Below are 22,615 nucleotides of genomic sequence, written 5' to 3'. Positions count from 1 at the left end.
TGTGATTTCCATCACATTTTTGTTTTAATTATTTTGTTATACTTCCATTGAGAATCATTATCAGAAAAAGAGGTGTTATCGATTGGCTAAACTATTAGATTTAAATCTAACCATCTTAGAACTAACCACTACTTATCCAGAATTAGTCAGCGTTTTAAAAGACCTTGGCTTTGAAAAGATTACAGACCCTCGCATAATACAAACTGCCGGACGAATAATGACGATTCCAAAGGGATGCCGCGTAAGAAAAATATCAATGGAAACAGTAAAGCAAACTTGTATAGATCATGGATTTACAATTATAGAAGAAGGATGAGACAACATATGAGTGAATTAATAAACAATCGAGCAGAATTAAAAAAAGAAGCTTCTGAGCGCCAGCAGCTTTTAAAAGAAATTATTAAAGATTTACATGCTGGCAGGTCCGTGGAAGAAGTTAAAGCTCAATTCGAAAAAGCAGTTGGTAATATATCGGTATCGGAAATATCACAGCTTGAACAAGCATTAATGGAAGAGGAAGGTATCCCAGTTGAAGAGGTACAACGATTATGTTCCGTGCACACAGCAGTATTCAAAGGGTCCATTGATGATATTCATGCCTCCACTTCCCAAAAAGCTGAAGAAGAAGCTGGACATCCAATCCATACTTTTAAACTGGAAAATAAGGAAATTGATTTGTTGGTGAATTTCAAGCTTCAGCTTCATTATGAACGATTTGAAAAAGAAGATTCTCCAGAAAATATCCAAAAACTTTCAGAAGACATACAATTATTAGTAGAAATCGATAAACACTATAGCCGCAAGGAAAATTTACTATTCCCCTTTCTTGAAAAATACGGTATATATGGACCTACCCAGGTAATGTGGGGAGTAGATGATCGAATTCGTGCAGCTATCAAATTAGCCCAGCAACAATTGGAAGATTATCATGGAGAAAAACAAGACATTCTGAATAATATTTACTTTATCATTCAAGAAGCTACTGAAATGATTTTTAAAGAAGAGAATATTCTCTTTCCAATGGCCCTAAGCACCTTAACCGAAGATGAATGGATAAAAATTGCAGCGGAAAGCGAAGAAATTGGCTATTGTTTAATCAATCCGGTCGAAAAGTGGATTCCAAAGCGAGTATCTATGCAAGAGAGCTCTGCTTTAGATAAGATTGAAAGTGGATTGATTCAATTTGAAACTGGAATTTTATCTGTCAAACAGCTAGAGCTGATGCTGAATCATTTGCCAGTGGATATTACCTTTATTGATAAAGATGATGTTGTCCGTTATTTTACCCATGGAAAAGAAAGAATTTTCGCCCGAACAAAAGCTGTCATTGGACGCACTGTCCAAAACTGTCATCCACCAAAAAGCGTGCATATAGTAGAAAAGTTATTAAATGACTTTAAATCAGGAAAAAAAGATAGTGAAGACTTTTGGATTAAATTCAAAGATAAATATGTATATATACGGTACTTTGCTGTAAGAAATGAACAAAGCGAATATATGGGAACACTGGAGTTCACGCAGAATATACATCCTATCCAAGCGATAGACGGAGAAAAAAGAATTCTTGATTGATCGTATAAAGGCTCTGATAAACTGTATCAGAGCCTTTCCATTTAAAATTTCTTTTTCTCATCTTCTAAATATATAGTTTTTCTTTTTCAAACGGAATTACAATTAAAAATGTCCCCTTATTCCTTGACGGTGGAAGCTTCGTAAATAGAGGTTACGGCTTCTTTTAAGCTTTGATTGAATTCTTCCTCTGATTGATTAACGTTTAATTCTTCGCTTAGAGCTCTCGAGAAACTTGCAATTATATTGTCATTTTCTTTTAATTTTTGATTTGCTTCTTCTCTGCTATATCCTCCGGAAAGGGCAACTACTCGAACCACTCGTGGATGGGTGGTTAATTCTTTATAAGTATTCGCAATAGCAGGAATCGATAGCTTTAACATGACATTTTCATTTTCGTTTAGGTCATTAAGATGCTTTAACAATTCTTCTTTCAAAATAGCCTCAGACTGTTCTCTATCCTGGCTATAAATATCTACTTCCGGTTCGATAATTGGTACTAATCCTGCTGCTATTATTTGTTTTCCTATTTCAAACTGTTGTTCCACAACTTCTTTAATTCCATCTCGATTAGCTTCCTTAATAACAGAACGCATTTTTGTGCCAAAAATATTACGTTCATTGGCACGTCGCAAAATTTCATCCAAGTCTGGGATTGGCTTCATTAGCTGAACTCCATTTGCTTGATCTGCTAATCCTTTATCAATTTTTAAAAAGGGAAGGATGTCTTTTTTCTGTGCTAAATAATCCGCCGTATACATACCTTCAATCTTGCTATCCATCGTTTGTTCAAATAAGATTGCTCCAAGAATATATTCAGAATTAAATGCTGGGGAAGTAATAATCCTTGTCCGCATTTTGTGTACTAGATTGAACATTTCCTCATCATTCGTATAAGCACTTTCTGGCACTCCGTAATGAAGCAGCGCTTTTGGCGTACTGCCACCACTTTGGTCTAATGCAGCAATGAACCCTTTTTTCGTTTTCATTCTCTCTAATTGGCTGTTCATATTTTTATCCTCCTTTTCATTTGCACGTTCTACTTAAATTATTCACATTCGCAAGGGAGTTAAAACATTTCATTAGAAAAGAAAACGGAAATCACACTCATTTATTATGATTTTTTTTGTTTATATTTTTCATAAAAGCGTTCCACTCTACCACCACGATCGGAGAATTTTTGACGTCCAGTATAAAAGGGATGTGTATCAGAACTGATTTCTACTTTTAGAAGCGGGTAGGTTTTTCCATCTTTCCAAACAATTTCTTCTTTTGATTGTTTAGTGGATCCAGATAAAAATTGGAATCCGCTATTAACATCCATAAAAACAACTTCTTGATAATTTGGATGTATTCCTTTTTTCATACTAATCATTCCTCCAATTTTTCTTATTACCAGCTAGATTTTTTCACACCAGGTATTTGTCCTTTATGCGCATACTCTCTAAATGCAATCCTAGACATTTTGAATTTTCTTAAATAACCTCTCGGCCTTCCTGTAGCTTCACATCTATTTTTCAACCTAGTAGGTGAGGAATCTCAATCTCTCGGCAGTTTTCTTAATGCTTCAAAATCGCCCCTCTCCTTCAACTCTCTGCGAATTTCAGCGTATTTCTCCACTATTTCTCTTCTTTTTCTTTCTTTTACTACCTTTGATTTTTTTGCCAAGCTGTTTTTCCTCCTTTACCACAAATCGTCACCATTACGATTTACCTAATCAAAATTTATTTACTTTATACTTTTCTTATATATTAAAACGAAATGATTACGATTTGCAAGTTTTCTGCTTCTGCGAAATCATATTGCTGATAACTGCCAATAAAATGGATCTCTCAACTGCTGCCACTCTCCAAGAAACTCTTCTTCTGTTAATAAACATTCATCCAGTTCCTTTTTTATAAGCTCTACATTTAAATCCATTCCGATTAATACAAGTTTTGTATGTCTGTCTCCAAATTGAGGGTCCCAATTTCCGCGCAAACTAGGATTGACCTGCAAAATTTCCTCTTGCCTAACTTCTGGAAGTGCTGCAACCCAGTAAGAAATTGGCTCAATACTTACGGAAGGACCTGCCTGCGATAATAATAATGCTAAGTCATTCCTCGTCGCACACCATGCTATCCCTTTCGCCCGTACAATAGAGAGTGGCATAGAGTGGCACCAATCATTGAAACGTTCTGAATGAAATGGCTTTTTGCTAGAATAAACAAACGAGCTAATTCCATATTCCTCTGTTTCTGGAGTATGCATGCTCGGACCTAGATTTAACTCTCTGAGCCAGCCTGCCGATTCACTAGCCCTGTCAAAGTCAAATAGATTCGTATCTAGTATTTCGTGCGGATCTATCTCGCTGTTCACTGTCCGAATAATTCTAGCAACTGGCTGCAACGTTCTAATTACCTTCTCTAATTTGTCCAAATCCTCCGCTTTTACTAAATCACATTTATTCAAGATGAGAACATCGCAAAATTCAATTTGGTCGATTAATAAATCAGCGACATTTCTGTCATCCTCTTCTCCCACTGCCTCTTTTCGATCAAGCAGTGAGTCTCCTGACTCATAATCATGCCAAAAGCGATTTGCATCTACGACCGTTACCATTGTATCCAGCTTGCAAAACTTTGTTAGGTCAATCCCCATCTCTTCGTCAATATAAGAAAAAGTCTGGGCAACCGGGATAGGCTCACTAATACCCGAGGATTCAATTAAAATATAATCAATATCCCCTTCTATCGCCAGCCTTTCCACTTCAACAAGCAAATCTTCACGCAATGTACAGCAAATGCAGCCATTAGACATTTCTACAAGCTTCTCCTCTGTTCGGGAAAATCCACCTACTGTTTGCACTAATTCACTATCAATATTCACTTCACTCATGTCATTTACAATTACTGCAACCTTCAACCCATCTCGATTATGTAAAATATGATTCAGCAAAGTCGTCTTCCCTGCCCCTAAATAACCACTTAGCACCGTAACTGGTATTTTTTTCATTTTACCACTCCTCCATTTTATATAAATCGTAATCATTACGATTTATATAATAAACTCATTAATAAAAAAAAGCAAGGGTATCAAGGAAACGTTCTTCTGAGTCCCTTGCATTAAAAAAGCCCTCATTAGAATCGTCTCCTCTGATTCTCTTATTTTATCGCTAATCGAGTGACTGGTTCAAAGCCTTTAGTCTTTTTGAAATTCATTTTGTGTTCGAAAGCTTCTAAAGCGTCGGAGCAGTCGATATTAGCAAAATTTAATCTATTTAGTTTGCCTCTTTCTAATTTGACAGATAGAATGGTGATTTTCTCTATATATCCGGTTGCGGTATTTAAACGATTATCGACTGCATGGATATAGACCGTATGTAAGGGTAATAAAGCAAACATATCACGGGCAATTCGGATTACACAGCTGCATACGTAATCTTGTTGAATATCAAAGTATCTGCCCTTCGGCATTTGTTTTTTAGAAAGTTTCCCTGTTTTCGTTAAAGATAATTGTTCTTTCGGAACAACATCCTCTGTATTTACTTCAAATTCAATTTCCATTACTTTCGGGTCCTCGCAGCCAAATTCAAACCCGCTTCCAAATTCCGTTAAGTCGTCTAATGGAGCAAATTCTTCGATAACTTGAAAATATGTATCTATATCCCCTTCTAACACCTTTGTAGCAACCTGTACGTCTCGCTCCCAGGCAAGATATTCTTGTTTATCCTGTTCGCTTGCTGCTATCACTTCTTCTCGCAGCTTCTGTTCCGCAGCTTCTCGATTGAAAAGTTTAGAAAAAAGACTTGGTTTATAATTTTGCAGCTTCTGTAATGCCGCTTTTTCCTTTTCCCCCATTTCTCCACTTGGAAGTTGATAAGGTGCTTCTGAACCTCTTACTTTAATCCAATTAACAGGATCATCTGCTTCTATATGAATGCTATGGATACGCTCGATCGTATTTTCATATGCCTCCACCGCAAGCCTTGCCTGCTCTAATTCATTTAGCTTTGCTATCTCTCGTTGTCTTCTATTTATATCAGTTTGTCTTTGATAGGCAGGCGATTTTCTACTTCTGCTTCCCGATCCTGACGTACTATAAGATAATCCTGTTCCTGGAATACTTGCTGTCACTCTACTGCCTGTCCGTGAGTTCACACTGTATCTTAACCCTTTTACACCAGCGCTTATGCCCACACTTTTTTTGCCCACATTTACACGAACACCAGGAGCTATTTTAAAACTCTTGCGAAAACCGTATCCCATACTTAACGCCCCCTCTTTTTCCATATTATAACATAATCGCATGTAAACTTCGATTATAACTGATTAGACAATGTTAATGATTTATGCTTCCAATAGAATGAATCCTCCTCACGCCTGAATGGGGGATTCTTCCTATCTAACTTCTAGTTATGTATAAAGATAGATAACTATCAACTAATTAAAATTCCTTTGATGATAAAGGTAAGAACAGTTTAACACCGCGCTTATTAACTGGCAGTATTTTTAAATCAGCTAGTAGATGACTTATGTATCCGCCTATACAAGTGTAAAACAATCCATTAATATCGAGTGATGTCTCTAAATCAGCTGCAATAATTCCAAAAAAGATCACCCCTAAGATGGAGTGTGTATAACTTCGGTGGGAAGTAAAAGATGCAATCATGATATAAATTCCCAGCAGAATAATCCAGCGCTCTTCTAGAGATATTCCTCCCATCAGAACAGCGATACCAGTGATAGTAAGCATATGTTTTTGTTTAATCAAAGATGCAATAAATAAAATCAGTATACCGATTCCGACACCCATCCACCTCTCTAAAGCCGTTCTATCAAAGAAGCTATATAGAATCATCATTATTCCGATGACTTGGGCAGATAGTTGAATCATTTGATGGGGCAAAGTAATTTTCCCTCTAAGTTTCCCATCAATATCAAGATCGGGAATTAATCCAGACACTGCTCCTAAAGAAACAAACAAGAGTGTCTCTGATGGTGTGGATTGCACCGTATTAGCAACAATAAATCCAGTCGCTGATCCAATTACAGCATGTGATGTTCCATTCAAGTTGATTACCCCTCTAACATTTAATAGTTTTGCAACATTACTATTCTACACCAAAACATTTGTTCTGTTTAGTATTAATTTCATTTACAGAAAATAGATAATGTCTATTAAACTAAAAACTAGTTAATGGTAAAATAATGGTAACGCAGAAAATTAAAGTAGGTGTATGAGAATAATGTTTTTCAGAAAAATGTCTAACAGTGAAGCGGCTAATTGGCGAAAAGGAGCAATAGCCGGGTTCTACATCTATTTATTATTGTTATTTATCAACTGTACCAGCTCCCTGTTTTTCAAGAAGGAGCCTTTTAGCACAACCGTCATTTTTTGGTCAGGATTGCTAGTTGCTTTCGGTTTAGATTTCATCTTAAATTTACTGACTAAGAAAAACAAATAGTGCATAAGTCAGCATTAATAGATTCTTTCATTCACTTATGTTACACTCACTTCAAAAGGTGGTTTTGTTGATATGCAGCAATTACAATTTGAAGCTTCCTGGGATAAACAATTAGCACCTCAGGATCGAATAAATATAGAAAAAATCTTCCGAGAAACTAAGGATTTAACAAGTTTAAACATCCTTTTCTCCCCTATCCGAGAAGCATTTAATCACAAAGAAGCATTGCTTGTTTCTGTATTGGTTCATAATTTCGCAGATAGTCCACTGGTATTCCATGATACTAAATTGGCTTATTCTATTAACGGAGATATCATTGCTGAAAGGACTTTCACCCTTCCAAATTTTGTTATTCCAGCCCATACAAGTATGCCTTGGACGTTTATTTTCCCCAAAGGTTCTTATCAAATGAGCTCTTCTTTTAAGAATGGAACAATAAAGTTCAGCTAGGTGCTAAACTATAATCATTCATACGAAATGGAGGTTAACACTAAATCGTTAGCCTCCATTTTTGCTACTTTATCCCCTATAAGCAGATTAATCGTTTCAATGCTTTAAAGACTAATCCCAATCTATGTTATAGTACGCTGTAATTCCATCTATCTTGTTGCGATACTTTAAAGTGGCTAGGCAAGTATCAGTCTGCCAGCCTCGAAACATGGGCAAACGATTGTCTGTGATTAAACTAACAGCACTTTTTCTAATGAAAAATAGCCAAAAAGCTTCTATTCTAGCTTTTTTTGGCTACTTAAAATTATTTAGACTTTTTTCGTTTACCCATGGTTACTTGTTTCAGCATTGATCGCAATCGGTGTAACTGCTGTCGACTGATCAACGAAAATAAACCCATCATAACGTTCAGAAACTTTCGTCGGGACATAATTTCCATACTGTTCATATGCTGCATCATAAATAACTCCGATTGCGCGATGACCGATTATTTGGTTAAAAAAACGGCGGTTATCTTCCGTAAAGATGAATGTTTGATTAAAAGAGCCAACCCGATGAAGCTGCTCTTCCCAGCTGTTCTTTTGGGCTTCGGGTATATTCATTATTTTATAAGGATCTCCCCATTTCTCCGCTGCAATGACAGTCCCTTTATATGTACCAAAACCAATAGCATATACATTTTGCGACCCAAACTTTTCCCTTGTTATTTGTCCAACATTTACTATGCCTTCTTGCTCCATACTAGTTGCTCTCGCATCACCAATATGCGTATTATGTTCCCAAACAATTCCCTTCGCTTCCTCCCCATAAAAATGACGGATGATTTCTAAAGCTTCCACCATATGATGATCACGAATATTCCAAGATTCTGTATCATCTGTAAGCATTGTTTTATAATAGGATTCTGCATTTTTCGATACGATTCCGTTCATTTGCAAATTAAGGTAGTTTTCCCTATTCTCCTCCAAATACTGCTTTCTTTTTGACATAATGGAATGTAAAAGCTCTAGTACTTCCTCCCGACAGCTTTCTCCTAAAAATGCTGCAGACATGCCATATTGCTCTGGCCGCTTATTATATGGTTGAAAACAAGTAATGGCCTGCATTGCCTTTTCAAGATCTGGAGAATTTATTTTTTGCAAATAGGCAATAATCGCTTCCATCGATTCCCATAAGCTATAAACATCAATCCCATAAAAACCAACCTTTTCTTCTTCCTGCTTCGATTGGTTATGTTCTTTCAGCCACTCAATAAGCGGAATAATTTCTTCATTTGCCCACATCCACGTCGGCCATCGCTGGAATTGTGAGAGCACCTCCCTGGCATCGGTATAATTAGATCTTCCCTTGATGTATCGGTTCACCTCATAGCAGGAAGGCCAATCTCCTTCCACAGCAATAAAGGAAAAACCATACTCACTAATCAACTTCTTGCTTATCTCTGCTCGAATCGTATAAAATTCTGCCGTACCATGGGTGGCTTCTCCTAATAATGCATATTTTGACTTACTTGCTTTTTTGATTAAGTGCCGCAAATCTTCTATATTCTTAAATGGTTGACTATATTGTTGAATAGGCTGAAGTATTTCATTTATTTTTGTAACCACTTTTTTGCACATCCTTTAAAATACGTTTTTTCCCACCTTTTATTTTGTTCCGAAAATAATACGTTATACGCTTTTAAAATTATGCTGAAAAAGTATAAAAAAGCTATCTCTTTTTCCAACGAGATAGCCAATTTGTGATATCATACACATAAATAAATTTAAGCCTCTTTTTTAAAAGATTTAACCACTGCTTTTGTCTTCTCTGATATATGATACCAATAAGCAGCTCCTACAAAAACAGCTCCACCGATAATATTCCCAATTGTAACTGGCAGTAAATTAGCAATTAGTCCGCCGATCGATACGGTTTCAGGATGAGGAATGATGAGTGCAATAGACAACAAGGTCATATTGGCGACACTATGTTCAAAGCCTGATGTAATAAAGGCAAACAGACACCAAAAGATCATAATTAATTTCGCTGTTTCATCCTTTAATTTTACGGAACACCAAACTGCTAAACAAACGAGAATATTACAGAGAATCCCTCGAATCAATAATTCCATAAAAGGAGCATTCATTTTTGCTGCCGCTCCGTTTGTTATAAATTCTGCTACCCCTCCAATTGCCAAACCAGAATAACTAAATAATAATGCAACGATAATAGAGCCGATAAAGTTGCCGATATAGCTGTATCCCCACACTTTTCCGGTATCCTTCCATGTGACTTTATTCTCCAGCATGCCTATTGTCATTACCATATTATTACCGGTAAATAAGTCAGCCCCTGCCATAATAACTAAACTCAATGCAATCCCAAAGGAGACTCCCATGACAATTTTGGTACCTGCAAATCCGGTCGCACCAAGTAAGCCGCCAATTGTAAAAATAAGAATAATTCCTAATCCAACAAAAAAACCAGCAAGCATTGAACCAACTAAATACTTCTTTTTACTTGTATTTAAAGCATTGCTTTTCATTAATGCCGTATTACTAAATGCAGTAATAACCTCTTTCATAACGACACTCCTCTACCTTTTTGTTTTATATTGTAAGGCTCATGAATTGCTCTTCCATTCTTTCCAGCAAAACTTCCTTCATCAAATGGTCGTATTTTAAAGGCTGACAAACAATCACTTCTTTGTCGCTGTTTTCTATCTTGCTCTCGATTCTTTTTAATAACCTTCCTGTAAAAAGTAAATAAGGGACAATATAAATCTTGTTATATGCTAATTGAAGCTTTTGTAGTTCCTCATCAAAGTCTGGCTTCCCTGCTGTTAAAAATGCAGGATATACAGAGCAAGCTAATTGTTTTTGTATATGCTCACTTATTTTCTTCAGCTTCCCAATTGGTTCGGGATCACTGCTGCCCCTCGCGACTAATAGAATTACTCCATCATGATCCCATCCTTTTTCATAGATTCTTTTCCTAACTAAGTTCATCATTTTGGGATGGACATCAAATGGTTTAGAAACAGAAAATCGTACTTCTGGAAACCTTTCTTTCACTGCCAGTAATTCTTCTGGTATATCTCTTTTAAAATGAGCTGCTGAAAATAATAGAACAGGTACGACGAGAATATCCCTTGCTCCAGCCCGGATTACTTTTTCCATCGTTTCATCAATAGATGGTGACGCTAATTCTAAGAAAGCAATTTCTTGAACAGGAATATTTATTTCTTTTTTTGCTTCTTCGATAAATGCGATGAATTGTTTATTACCTTCAATTATACGGCTGCCATGGCCAATATACACAACTGCATCCATCAGCTCTCACACTTCCATTTCTGATTATCTAATACTTGCTGTACCTGTTCATCTATATGATTAAATCCCTGCTTAACAGCATACTCCTGCACCGATTGGCCGATTGCCGCGAATGACAATTCCATCGGATTCTCCGTGCTAAATTTACGCCATTCTTGTAAAAATAAATCAATAGACCGTTTATTTGGAAAAATAACCGTTTCCCATTGGTTTTCTGTCAACAAGCGTTCATTTACTTCTTGAAAACGTTCATCTATTTCAATAGTATGGCTAGGTAGTGCTAGTAAATTATCGGAGAAGGCTTGTTTCTCGATTGCTTGTTCATTTCCTATTAAAATAGCACTTCTTTTGTCATACGATGCCTTTAGACTGTGTATGCCTCTTTTTTCTAATTCCTTGCGTGTTTTATCAGACAGATGTTCTATTTGTCGAGGAAGATCCCTCACATCATAATTTGCTTTAAACAGCTGGGTAAACACAAGTTCTACTCCTTCTACGGAAGCAAAAATCAGTCTTTCCGCATTTACTATCAATTGCAGCTCCTCCGCTGTATAGGAATGAGGGTTAGATTTTATGGTAGGGAAGGCATAAGCTTCTGCACCATTTTTAGAAAAATATCTTTCTAGCACACTTTCTTCTGATGAGCTTTTTGCAATCAATAGCTTCTTTTGATAAAAGGATTTTTTCTCGAACCATGCAATAGACGATCTTAACTGGACAACATCACCAATTATTGTTAATGCTGGGTTTCCAAGCTTTGCTTCCTTTACCTTTTCTACTATTGTTTCTAAGGTTCCTTCGACTACTCGTTGTTTTCCCAGAGTGGCCCACTCAATAACTGCTGCTTTTGTGTCACTAGCCTTGCCTTGAGCTATTAAGCTTTCACAAATTCCCGGTAAGCCTTTCACCCCCATATAATAAGCAAGTGTATCTCCTATCGCTTCTTGCTTAGGCTTATGATGAATGGCAGCTTCATTTTTCTTACAAGCATGGCCTGTTCGTATCGTAAAGCTAGTACTATAATCTCGGTGTGTTACCGGAATACCGGCATAAGCACTTGCTGCAATGCTTGACGTCACACCAGGTACTATGTCAAAAGGAATATCATATGCTGCTATTGCTTCTGCTTCTTCCCCGACTCTTCCAAAAACAGAAGGATCTCCTCCTTTTAACCGCACAACATACTTTCCTTTTAAAGCTTCTGCTACTAATGTTTCGTTAATCTTTTCTTGTCTCATAATGTGATTATTTGGCAATTTTCCACAATAGATAAACACACAATCTTTGCTTGTAAAACGTAATAAGCGTGGATTGGCAAGTCGATCATACAAGACAATATCTGCTTTTTTTAAACATTCTATCCCCTTAGTTGTAATTAAACCAATATCCCCAGGCCCTGCTCCAACAAATGCTACATACCCCTTGTTCGTATTCATCTCTTACACCATTATATAAATATAATCATCTTTTATTTGTGTTTCATAAACCTCTACACAGCCATCATCTGGTTTTTGAACTTCTCCTGTGACTAAAGAAATTTTCCAATCATGCAATGGACAGAAAACAAATTCACCTGATACAATTCCTTCTGCCAATGGACCATTTTGATGGGGACAGTTATTCGCAATAGCTCTAACCTCTCCATTAGATAGATGAAATAAAGCAATTGATTTTCCTTTTAAATGAACCTCTTTACCAATTTGTTTAGGTAAATCAGCTAGTTTCATAATCTTATTCCATTCTAAAGTTGCCGTCATCATGTATTCCCTCCATTTTTGTTCTATAGCTATTAGCCTTTTATCACTTCATACATTTCTCTCTTCGTTTGGTCGTTTAAGACAGAAGACCATGCTTCTTCGTATGTTGTTTTTGCACGCTCAAATCTGCTTACAAACTGTTTCATATTTCTAGCATTTAATAGTGTTTCTTTCACTGTTTTAATCCCCATACGTTCCACCCATGGAGCCGTTCTTTCTCCATAATTCGCATTTTCACGATAATATTGAACAAATGCCTTGGCCATTGTAATTACTTCTTCTTCTGTTTGAACTGTTGTTAAGCTATCGCATTCACGTACTTCTGTTCCGCCATTTCCGCCAATATATAATTGATAGCCATTTTCTACACAAATAACACCAAAGTCTTTTGTCAATACTTCTGCACAGTTTCTTGGACAGCCTGTTACTCCCATTTTCATTTTATGCGGAGTGTCGACCATTTCTAGTTCTTGTTCTAACTTAATGCCAAGTCCCAATGAATCTTGGGTGCCGAAGCGGCAAAATCTTGACCCAACACATGATTTTACGTTACGAAGAGATTTAGAATAAGCATAACCAGAACGCATTCCTAGCTCTTCCCAAACATGTGGGACATCTTCTTTCTTCACGCCATATAATCCAATCCGGCTTGCCCCGGTAATTTTCACTAATGGCACATTGTATTTTTTCGCTACCTCTCCGATTTTCACTAAATCCTCTGCAGTAGTTGTTCCGCCATACATACGAGGAATAATCGAGAAAGTACCATCTTTTTGAATATTCCCTTCCATTTTCTCATTAACAAATCTTGATGCCTTATCGTCCTCATACTCTTCTGGGAACAGCATACGCATATAATAGTTTAACGCTGGGCGGCATTTTGAACAGCCTTCTTCACTTGCAAAACCAAGCACCATTCTAACTTCTTTTGGAGATTTAAGCTGCATTTCTTTTATTTGCGCTACTACTTCATCACGAGTAAGTGTTGTACAGCCACACATCCCTGTTTTTTGAATGGATGCATCAAAACTGTCACCAAGTGTATGCGCTAAAATCCCTTCAACTAGTGGTTTACATTTACCACAAGATGCTCCTGCCTTTGTACATCCTTTCACTTCTTCAAAAGTAGTTAATCCTTGCTCTAGGATAGAATGAACGATAGTACCTTTTGTTACCCCATTACAGCCGCATACAGTGTCATCTGCACTCATGCTTGCTGCTAAATCTTCTTCTGCGTCCTCTCCGCTCTTGCTCAATACAGAGGAACTTGTATACTCACTAATATCTGCTTGTTTCTTCAACATATTAAATAGCCGAGTTCCATCGGAAGCATCTCCGTATAAGACAATTCCAACAATTTTATTATCTGTTACTAAAATCTTTTTGTAGACTTTTGCAAAATGGTCATGAACAATAATCGCTTCCGTATTTTCATCCTCATGGATTTTCCCTCCTGAGAATAAATCACATCCTGCTACTTTCAATTGAGTAGAAAGAATTGATCCTTGATATCCTTTTCCTTCTTTGCCTGTTATATAATCGGCAAGAGCCATTCCTTGTTCATATAGAGGAGCAACTAATCCATAGGCAATTCCATTATGCTCTGCACATTCCCCTACTGCAAAGACAGATGGGTCAGATGTAACCATATGATCATTAACAATGATCGCGCGATTCACTTCTAACCCTGCCTCACGGGCAATTGCTACATTTGGTCTAATACCAACAGCCATTACGACAAGATCACAATCAACTGTTGTTCCATCTGCAAATTTCAATCCTTGAACTCGTTTATCTCCATATATCTCTGCCGTCTGTTTTTCCATTAAGAATTTCATACCTTGTGCTTCTAAATCTTTTCTAAGAAGATTTGCTGCCGCTGCATCTAATTGCTGCTCCATTAAAGTTGGTAATAAGTGAACAACATGAACTTCCATTCCACGATCTATTAATCCTCTTGCGGCTTCTAATCCTAGTAATCCTCCGCCGATAACAACCGCTTTTTTATAAGTCTTTGCTGTTTCCATCATTTTTTCCGTATCGTCAATGGTTCTGAATCCAATTACACCTTCTAAATCACTTCCAGGTATCGGTAAAATAAAGGCACTAGATCCTGTTGCAAGGATAAGTTCATCATATTCTATCGTTTTTCCTTTATCCGTAAGAACCGCTTTCTCTTCGCGAACAATCTTTATTGCTTTTTCGCCTGTTAAAAGATGAATATGATTCTCTTGATACCACTTCCAGTCATTAATATGAATATCATTTACAGTTGTTTTCCCTTGCAAAACATTTGAAAGCATAATCCGATTATAGTTTGGATAAGGCTCATCCCCAATAATCGTTATGTCAAAAAGGTCAGCATTTCTCTTCAATATTTCTTCAATCGTCCGAACTCCTGCCATTCCATTTCCAATCATCACTAATCTCTTTTTCATTTTCGTCCCTCCAAGACTTATCTAGTAAGGTAATTATTTTGTGAAATAAATCACATGAAAATCCATAATAAACAATCCGTTCATAATTTTCATAAGTCCTCTTATCACTATGCTAATGAGAATAGTCATATCCCCCAATTATCCTTCTTGACGATACACTCTATTGGAGTAAGGATTTTTTCATCATAGTGTTCAAAAGAAATAATTGAAATACATCTTTTGCAGTTTCATTATATATTCTTTTTAAGGTAAAAATGGAGTGGATTTTTGACGATTCCATGAACATCTTTTGTCATTTTTATGTCTAGCAGAAAATATAAAAAGATAATTAGACTAAAAGAAAAGCAGGCTGTTTTCGCATAGATTATTCTCACATGAAAATATGGAGATATGTATATAAAGATTTCAGTGTATATATCCATATTTCTACTGTTTTCACTGGAAAATATTATGATAAAATTAATTTAAAAATATAAGAATGTATAAGTTTCCCTTGTCTTCTTCATATTTCATGTATTAACTACTTTCGTATTTATAAACGTAAAGATTTTTTAATTTAACGAAGAGCTTTAAAACAGTCTATATAGCTATAACAGAAATAAGCTAAGGTCGTCTTAGTTTTATAGAGAGAAGGTATAAAAGTGGAAAAAGTTATAGTTGTTGGAGCTGCTGGAGTATTAGGCAAATTAATCTGTACTGAATTACTGAGAATATTTAATAATTCAATAAAGTTAGTAGTGACAGATTATAAAATTAAAAGAGGGGAAAATTTAGCAAACTCATTAAACAGTGGAGTAGAATTCCAATATTTAGATGTTGATAATGAAGAAAATATAAAAAAAGTAATTCGTAATGTGGATATTGTAATTGTTGGATTAAAACAAAAAACACCATCTATTCAAAAAACTTGTATAGAAAATAAAATATTGTGTATTGATGTCACCCCATTTTATGACTTTGTAGAGACAGTGCAGGAACTAAATCAACGTGCTGAAAAGAATAATACAGCTTCTGTTGTCATGTCCGGTTTTTTCCCTGGTTTATCTGGCTTGATCACACAAAAAGCTATTGCAGAGTTTCAGGAAATAACAGAAATAAATGTAGCATTATTACAAAATGCCAATGCCCAAGCAGGAGTTACTGGAATTTTTGATATGTTAAGTATAATTGCACAGCCAGTTAAATTTCAAAATAATGTCCTTTCGGGATTTACCAAAAAAAGAAAGATGAATTTTCAAAATCATGCAAAAGAAAAGGTGGTAAGACTTATAGAACATTCAGAGAAAATGATTATAAAAGAGAAATTGACAGTTGCACCAATATATTATTGGACTTCTTGGAACGTCATTCCTTTTAATAAATTCGTCTCTTTACTTAGAAAGATTGGTCTTTTAAATATACTTCAAAATCTTAATAAGAAATTGGTTTCTAAAGTAGTAAAACACAACCCTAATAAGAATGAAAATGCTTTTCTTACCGTTGAAGTAAAAGGGAATATCGATAATAAAAAAATGATAAGAACAATTTCCTTATCTACTTTTTCAGATTATCATACAACAGCAATAGTTACAGCTTCATTGGCCAAGATCGCTCTAAAAACAGATATAAAAGGTGTGGTTTATCCTTTTGAAATTACAAATTTGGATGAACTATTATCTGTGACCAATTGCTCTAGTATTATAGTAGAAGATGTCAAAAAACAACAATGATATTAAATTTACGTTATCATCCTCAGAAACGTTGTTATTTTGATCTCTTTTACTATCTCAAACCTAGGAAAATGAAAGTAGACAACCTAATATTTTTTTAAACGCTTCCGAACAGCAGCAATCTATACGAAAAGAAAAGAAGGGCAAACCTGCAAATATATGCAGGTCTGCACCTTCCTAGCGATTCTCACCATTTGATTCAATTACTTCTTTATACCAATAAAAGCTCTTCTTCTTGATTCGACGAAGATCATGTGTTCCCTCTTCATGCTGATTGATATAGACAAAACCATATCGTTTTTGGAAGCCATTCAGCCAGCTTAACAGATCTGTAAAAGACCACACACAATATCCTAGCAGATCTACACCATCCGTAATAGCTTCTTGCATCGCATTTATATGTGCTCGAATAAAATCAATACGGTAATCATCATTGATGATATCGCCTTCTTCTAGTTTATCAAAAGCACCTAAGCCATTTTCACTAATAAGAATAGGAAGCTGATATCTATTTGTAATCCTGCGAAGAGCGATCCGCAATCCTTGTGGATCAATATTCCAATCCCAATCCGTTCTTTCCAAGTTTGGATTTTCGACTGTTTTAAACACTCCAGGAATTCCTGAATCCTGCGAAGTTCCCTTTTTACCAGTAGTGTTCATTTCAGCACTGCCTACTCCGCCTTCTAAAGGATTTTCCTCAAAGGTCGTTGTTTGATAATAGTTAAGTCCCATGAAATCTGGAGTGCCTTCTCGTAATAATTCAAAATCTCCCTCTTCAACCTCTGGAGCCAATCCATTTGCTTCTAAATAATTCCATGCAGCTTCTGGATATCTGCCCCAAGCATACATATCCATCCACCAATGACTATTTAATTCTTCTGCATTCTCTGCTGCAATAATATCTTCTGGCTTTGAAGTTAAAGCATATGCAGGAGAATAAGCAAAGCTAGGTCCAATTTTCCCACTTGGGACATATTGGCGGAAAGCCTTGATAACACTAGCGTTCGCTAAATTCGCATGATGGTTCACTTGATAGAATCGTTTTTCATCTGTTACTCCAGGTGGATGCACAGCCATTCGATAGCCTAAACCAGTGAAAATATTTTGTTCATTTAAACTTACCCAATATTTCACTCGATCTCCAAATTGCTTAAATAATTCAATACTATAATTCGTAAAATCCTCAATAATTTGACGCGATTCCCAACCACCATATTCATCTTGCAATGCTTGGGGAAGATCCCAATGATAAAGAGTTAGCACTGGCTCAATTTTATATTTAATTAATTCATCAATTAAATCATTATAAAAGTCAATTCCCGCTTGATTTACCTCTCCTTTTCCATTCGGAAAAATCCGCGTCCAAGCAACAGAAAATCGATATGCCTTCATTCCCATTTCTGCCATTAACTGTACATCTTCTTTATAACGATGATAATGATCTACCGCTATATCTCCATTTGTACCTTTAAATGTTTTTCCTGGTATTCTAACAAACGTATCCCAAATGGATACTCCCTTGCCATCCTCATTCCATGCACCTTCTACTTGATAAGCTGCCGATGCAGCACCCCAAAGGAAGTTACTAGGGAACGCTTTCAAAGATTGGTGAATCATTTGGCTACACTCCTTATTCGATAGACTTAACATTAATTATTTAACTATACACATTCCACTATCAAAGGTATAGTTGATTATAAAATAAGTATATACATATAATCATATTCTGGCAACTTTTGTATATTAAATAATTATGACAGTTCATGGGTAATAGACTTTTAAATGAATGCCTATATTTAGCCTAAAACTTATAATTCCATCATATATAGTGGAAGAGCTGAAACTAATTCTAAATCGCTTTTTGGTTCCAATCACAAAGATAATAAATTCAACTTTTTTAAACAGCGAAGAATGATTTACTATCAATCCCTAACTATATGCTATTATTAATTTATAACAACATTCTTCAGGAGGAATCCATCAATTGAAAAAAACAGTAAATGTAGTAGCAGGAATTATTGAAAACCATCAAAATGAAGTATTATGTGCACTTCGTTCCCCTCAAATGACTATTCCAAATAGATGGGAATTCCCTGGTGGGAAAGTCGAAAAAGGGGAGGATATCTATACTGCACTTGAGAGAGAAATTAAGGAAGAATTAGGATGTATAATAAAAGCAGACGAACTTTTCCATGAACATACACATGAATATGATACATTTATCATTACGCTAATTTGTATTAAAGCTAAAATCATCGATGGAACACCAGCTGCTAGTGAACATTCCAAACTAGTATGGTTAGAGAGAGAGAATTTAGATTCATTAAAATGGGCGCCTGCAGATATTCCAGCAGTGACAGCATTAATAAATGAAAAATAAAAAAATGCTAGGACTTCACCCTAGCATTTTTTTACACCTTTACTACAAACTCATTATAAATCCTAGTTGGTAATGTATGTTCCAACTCCATAATCACAGTAATTGGTTTATCTCCTTCGAATTCTATGGTATTCCCTTTCCCTATATAAATATAAGGTTCTGTTTTCCCATCTATCTCTTTATATTTACGAATAAATAAATGTAAATGTATCCCCCTCTCTTTATTATAAATAATATTTTTTCCTCTATCAGAACTTTGACTAGTACTATTTGGTGTTTGCCATTGGAAGGTACTCTCATCAATTATTTTATCTTTATAATTGATACTTTCTTTAATATCCTCCTCCTTATGAAGATCTATATAAAGAAAATACTCATTACCATTTGTTAGAAGTCCCGAACCTCTAAAGGAACTATGGATTTTGCGATAATTAGATAATAAAGCAGCATCTATCATTTGATATTGTTCATATAATTTAAAATGCGGGATACCATAATACGTTTCTTTAAATTCCTTTTCATATCGAAAAATCCCATACATTATACAGTCTTCTACATATATTCGAAATGGTTCCTTTTCCAATATTCGCTTAAAAGGCTCTGTTTTTACTAATTTATTATTCTCATAGATACAAAGTTGAAGCTTTCCTTTCTTTTGCATAGTATCATAATAATTTTGGTTTAAATTTTCAAAAGCATGTATAATACTATCGTCATCCACTCTTTCCACATACTTCAAAATTTCTTGTTTTGCATCTTCTAGAGTAATTTCATTTGTTTCTAGCAAATTTTTTAATATAACAAACTCATATATCCGTTTAAGGGGAAGTTTACTGGATAACTCTTTTAATACACTTTCAAAATTAATATCCGATAGTAATTCTTTAAGCTTAATATCTTTTTCTACTTTCGCAACAAATTGAAGATAACTTTTTTCTTTATCAATAAATTTGATTGGATCAGGTGATCCATCATATTTTAAATAATCCACTAAAAGGTAGGGGATTTTCCCACTGTTAAGCTTCTTAAATTCATAATATTCTTCTTTTAAATACTTCATAGAATTAAAGTTCTCTTTGTCAATTTGTGCTAGAATTCTTTCTTGAGAAATTCGATCCATTTGTATATGTGTACTACCTGGTATATTAGCAAAACTTGTTGCAATAGCAACCTTTAAGCTTTCTTTATCGTAATATCTACTTCCATTTAAAGCGATAGCAATTAAAAAAGTTTTATTATGATTTCCGATAAAATCCAATACTGTAAGAAAGCTTTTCCCCTCATACTTTCTTAACCCTCTACCTAATTGTTGAATAAATACAATTGGAGAATTAGTTGGTCTTAACATTAACACCGTATTTACCGTAGGAATATCTACTCCTTCATTAAAAATATCGACCGAAAAAATAACTTCTAATTCATCAGCATCGTCTTCTAATTTATTTATATAATGAGCCCTTTGATCAACACTCATTTCTCCAGTTAAACATGCACTTTTATAGCCTCTTTTGTTGAATTCTTCTGTCATATATCTTGCATGTTCTATACTAGCACAGAAACCTAAACACTTTCTTTTTTGTCCATCATGTTGATAAAAGCGCATTTTCTCAATAATAAAATCTACTCGCTCATTAACTTTTAATCTTTTTGTTATCTCAGTAATATCATTAATATCGACACCACTTAAATCAACTTCTTCTATATCCGTGATTCCAAAATAATGAAAAGGAACAACTAATTCATCATCTAACGCCTCATGTAGTCGTACTTCAATGGCAACATTATTGTCAAAAAGATCAAAAACATTTTGATTATCTGTTCTCTCTGGAGTAGCTGTCATTCCAAGTGTAAATTCTGGATCAAAATATTGTATGACCGATTGATAACTATTACTAGTTGCATGATGCGCTTCATCGAAAATAATGTAATCAAAATGATCTTTACTAAATTCACTATAGCATTTGGATAAAGTCTGGATCGTAGTAAATATGTAATCAGCATTTTTATCTTTATGATTTCCTGTTAATAAACCAAATTTAAAGTTCTCATTTGGTAATAGTTTTTCAAACGTTTCTTTAGCCTTCTTCAATATTTCTTCTCTATGTACAATAAACAACATTCGTTTTGGCTGATATTGTTTTACATCGAAAGCGGACATATAAGTCTTACCGGTACCAGTAGCAGCAATAACCAACGCCCTTTTTTCACCGAAAGAACGTAATCTATTAAGGTTTTCCATTGCTCTTTTTTGCATTCTATTAGGAATGATATACTCACTTTGTTCATATATAAGCTGAGGCTTTTTGCCAGTATAACTGATAATAGAATTTACAAACTTCTCATAGTCATCAATAAATTGGTCATCAGCATCTGTCGTTATATCCCATAAATGATCATATTCCTTTTTAACATTATGGATAAAAGGAGTATTCTCCTTAGAGACAAGTTTCACATTCCATTCTACATTACTTTTTAATGCACTCTGAGTTATATTAGATGAACCAATAATGACCTTATAGTTCTCTTTATTTTCGAATATATATGCCTTCGTATGAAAACCTGTTTCTTTATCTGTAACATATACTTTTAGATCAATATTATTGAATTCATTAATTTTTCTTAAAGCTTTTCCTTCCGTAAAATTCAAGTAAGTAGACGTAATAATCTTCCCTTTTATACCATTCCTTTCCGCTTCCTTTAATGAATCTAAGAGCAACTGCAATCCACTAAAATTAACAAATGCAACACTAAAATAAAATCTTTCACACTCTCTAATCGCCTGTACTAATTCACTTAATAAATTTCCATTACCTGAATTCACAATTAGTTCTTTGTCCATAAGCTCTTAATATCTCCCTGTCTAGTTGTTCGATTTAATCAAATTTTTTTGGCATATACTAATTTCTCTTATTAAAATTTGTAAAATAATAAAGTACTTTTAAATGGAAATAGTCTTATTTAAAATACATAAACTTTTTATCTCTTGCACCATCTATTCCTTTCCTTCCATAGCACTAATTCGCTACTATTATTGTACTAGATAATGGTAATTAAGCTATGAGATTTTCAATTTTTTCTCTTCAGTACTAAACTTTATTAAATTCTTTCTAATTATAAACCAAAATATTTCCAATTTTATTAATTAACTTTCTTTTAGACCACAGCCCTACGTATAATCACATTAACAAAGTCCCAAACTAAAAATCGTGAAATTTTCCCCATTATGCTTCTTTATTTTTGATACAATAGAACTAATTTTTCCGATTGTGGATTATATAGAAAGGAGTAATGCACTATATATTTCTATAAAATAGAATTTTTTTAACATTAAAGGATTTTTCAAAAATGGTTCTAAATTATCTACAAATATAGGCAATTGACCTGAAGTGATTTTATACTTCTCATTTCATACCAAATGGTCATTTCTTAATAGGAAAACTATGCCTTCGAGATTAATAGATTAATTCTGCAGCCATTCCATCAATCTTTTAATTGAATATCAGCAAAACAACTTAATAGTTTTATTGTCAAAGAAGAAAGGAATTTTCAACG

General features: G+C 34.8%; 18 protein-coding genes and 1 pseudogene. 5 read left to right on the top strand and 14 right to left on the bottom strand.

Translation table 11 applies throughout. The features are described from left to right. Positions 1-82 precede the first annotated feature (82 nt). On the top strand, positions 83-316 hold the full coding sequence (locus tag NSS71_RS01510) for a DUF1858 domain-containing protein (protein ID WP_144544470.1): 234 nt from the start codon (positions 83-85) through the stop codon (positions 314-316). 8 nt (positions 317-324) lie between these two features. Continuing rightward, positions 325-1,572, top strand: coding sequence for a DUF438 domain-containing protein (locus NSS71_RS01505; protein ID WP_144544472.1), 1,248 nt, complete (start codon positions 325-327; stop codon positions 1,570-1,572). 116 nt (positions 1,573-1,688) lie between these two features. On the opposite strand, the gene NSS71_RS01500 is transcribed toward NSS71_RS01505, so the two are convergent. The 6 genes and pseudogenes from NSS71_RS01500 to NSS71_RS01475 all read right to left on the bottom strand — a co-directional run bounded on the left by NSS71_RS01500 (position 1,689) and on the right by NSS71_RS01475 (position 6,621). After that, positions 1,689-2,579, bottom strand: coding sequence for a fructose bisphosphate aldolase (locus tag NSS71_RS01500; protein WP_047941461.1), 891 nt, complete (start codon positions 2,577-2,579; stop codon positions 1,689-1,691). A 104-nt stretch (positions 2,580-2,683) separates the two neighbouring features. Next, positions 2,684-2,935 (bottom strand): type B 50S ribosomal protein L31, encoded by a 252-nt coding sequence (locus NSS71_RS01495; RefSeq protein WP_047941460.1) that lies wholly within the window; start codon positions 2,933-2,935, stop codon positions 2,684-2,686. A 26-nt stretch (positions 2,936-2,961) separates the two neighbouring features. Further along, positions 2,962-3,237: pseudogene (gene rpsN, locus NSS71_RS01490) on the bottom strand (30S ribosomal protein S14). A gap of 129 nt (positions 3,238-3,366) precedes the next feature. After that, positions 3,367-4,563: a GTP-binding protein gene (locus NSS71_RS01485; RefSeq protein ID WP_341151248.1), complete on the bottom strand. Its 1,197-nt coding sequence runs from the start codon at positions 4,561-4,563 to the stop codon at positions 3,367-3,369. A 149-nt stretch (positions 4,564-4,712) separates the two neighbouring features. Then, the gene (locus NSS71_RS01480) at positions 4,713-5,816 is read right to left on the bottom strand and encodes a DUF4236 domain-containing protein (protein ID WP_144581151.1); all 1,104 of its coding nucleotides are present in this window, start codon (positions 5,814-5,816) and stop codon (positions 4,713-4,715) included. 178 nt (positions 5,817-5,994) lie between these two features. Beyond that, positions 5,995-6,621 carry a metal-dependent hydrolase gene (locus NSS71_RS01475; RefSeq protein ID WP_047941456.1) on the bottom strand — a complete coding sequence of 209 codons (627 nt, stop codon included), beginning with the start codon at positions 6,619-6,621 and terminating at the stop codon, positions 5,995-5,997. A 466-nt stretch (positions 6,622-7,087) separates the two neighbouring features. Between NSS71_RS01475 and NSS71_RS01470 the strand changes: the two genes are divergently transcribed. Further along, positions 7,088-7,465 carry an SLAP domain-containing protein gene (locus tag NSS71_RS01470; RefSeq protein WP_172865105.1) on the top strand — a complete coding sequence of 126 codons (378 nt, stop codon included), beginning with the start codon at positions 7,088-7,090 and terminating at the stop codon, positions 7,463-7,465. Between the two features lie 323 nt (positions 7,466-7,788). On the opposite strand, the gene NSS71_RS01465 is transcribed toward NSS71_RS01470, so the two are convergent. The 6 genes from NSS71_RS01465 to nirB all read right to left on the bottom strand — a co-directional run bounded on the left by NSS71_RS01465 (position 7,789) and on the right by nirB (position 14,974). Then, positions 7,789-9,072: an erythromycin esterase family protein gene (locus NSS71_RS01465; protein WP_341151247.1), complete on the bottom strand. Its 1,284-nt coding sequence runs from the start codon at positions 9,070-9,072 to the stop codon at positions 7,789-7,791. A 158-nt stretch (positions 9,073-9,230) separates the two neighbouring features. Continuing rightward, positions 9,231-10,031, bottom strand: a complete 801-nt coding sequence (locus tag NSS71_RS01460) for a formate/nitrite transporter family protein (RefSeq protein WP_061800207.1) — start codon at positions 10,029-10,031, stop codon at positions 9,231-9,233. A 25-nt stretch (positions 10,032-10,056) separates the two neighbouring features. Continuing rightward, complete coding sequence (locus NSS71_RS01455; RefSeq protein WP_341151246.1) at positions 10,057-10,779, bottom strand: sirohydrochlorin chelatase; 723 nt, start codon at positions 10,777-10,779, stop codon at positions 10,057-10,059. Continuing rightward, on the bottom strand, positions 10,779-12,215 hold the full coding sequence (gene cobA / locus NSS71_RS01450; protein ID WP_047941451.1) for a uroporphyrinogen-III C-methyltransferase: 1,437 nt from the start codon (positions 12,213-12,215) through the stop codon (positions 10,779-10,781). The genes NSS71_RS01455 and cobA overlap by 1 nt, the downstream gene beginning before the upstream one ends. Positions 12,216-12,218: 3 nt before the next feature. Beyond that, the gene (gene nirD, locus NSS71_RS01445) at positions 12,219-12,536 is read right to left on the bottom strand and encodes a nitrite reductase small subunit NirD (protein ID WP_047941450.1); all 318 of its coding nucleotides are present in this window, start codon (positions 12,534-12,536) and stop codon (positions 12,219-12,221) included. 32 nt (positions 12,537-12,568) lie between these two features. Further along, the gene (nirB, locus tag NSS71_RS01440) at positions 12,569-14,974 is read right to left on the bottom strand and encodes a nitrite reductase large subunit NirB (protein WP_341151245.1); all 2,406 of its coding nucleotides are present in this window, start codon (positions 14,972-14,974) and stop codon (positions 12,569-12,571) included. Positions 14,975-15,615: 641 nt separating this feature from the next. Between nirB and NSS71_RS01435 the strand changes: the two genes are divergently transcribed. Then, positions 15,616-16,683, top strand: a complete 1,068-nt coding sequence (locus tag NSS71_RS01435; protein WP_095257835.1) for a saccharopine dehydrogenase NADP-binding domain-containing protein — start codon at positions 15,616-15,618, stop codon at positions 16,681-16,683. Between the two features lie 177 nt (positions 16,684-16,860). On the opposite strand, the gene NSS71_RS01430 is transcribed toward NSS71_RS01435, so the two are convergent. Next, the gene (locus NSS71_RS01430; RefSeq protein ID WP_341151244.1) at positions 16,861-18,300 is read right to left on the bottom strand and encodes a glycoside hydrolase family 1 protein; all 1,440 of its coding nucleotides are present in this window, start codon (positions 18,298-18,300) and stop codon (positions 16,861-16,863) included. A gap of 367 nt (positions 18,301-18,667) precedes the next feature. Here NSS71_RS01430 and NSS71_RS01425 point away from each other — a divergent pair, with 367 nt between their 5' ends. Further along, complete coding sequence (locus NSS71_RS01425; RefSeq protein ID WP_047941446.1) at positions 18,668-19,063, top strand: (deoxy)nucleoside triphosphate pyrophosphohydrolase; 396 nt, start codon at positions 18,668-18,670, stop codon at positions 19,061-19,063. Between the two features lie 31 nt (positions 19,064-19,094). Here the strand turns inward: NSS71_RS01425 and NSS71_RS01420 are convergent, their stop codons facing one another. Beyond that, the gene (locus NSS71_RS01420; RefSeq protein ID WP_095257836.1) at positions 19,095-21,902 is read right to left on the bottom strand and encodes a DEAD/DEAH box helicase; all 2,808 of its coding nucleotides are present in this window, start codon (positions 21,900-21,902) and stop codon (positions 19,095-19,097) included. Positions 21,903-22,615 lie beyond the last annotated feature (713 nt).

It is taken from the genome of Niallia sp. FSL W8-0951 (assembly GCF_038006525.1).
Classification (GTDB): domain Bacteria; phylum Bacillota; class Bacilli; order Bacillales; family Cytobacillaceae; genus Niallia; species Niallia circulans.
This window is presented reverse-complemented; position numbering and strand designations above follow the sequence as displayed.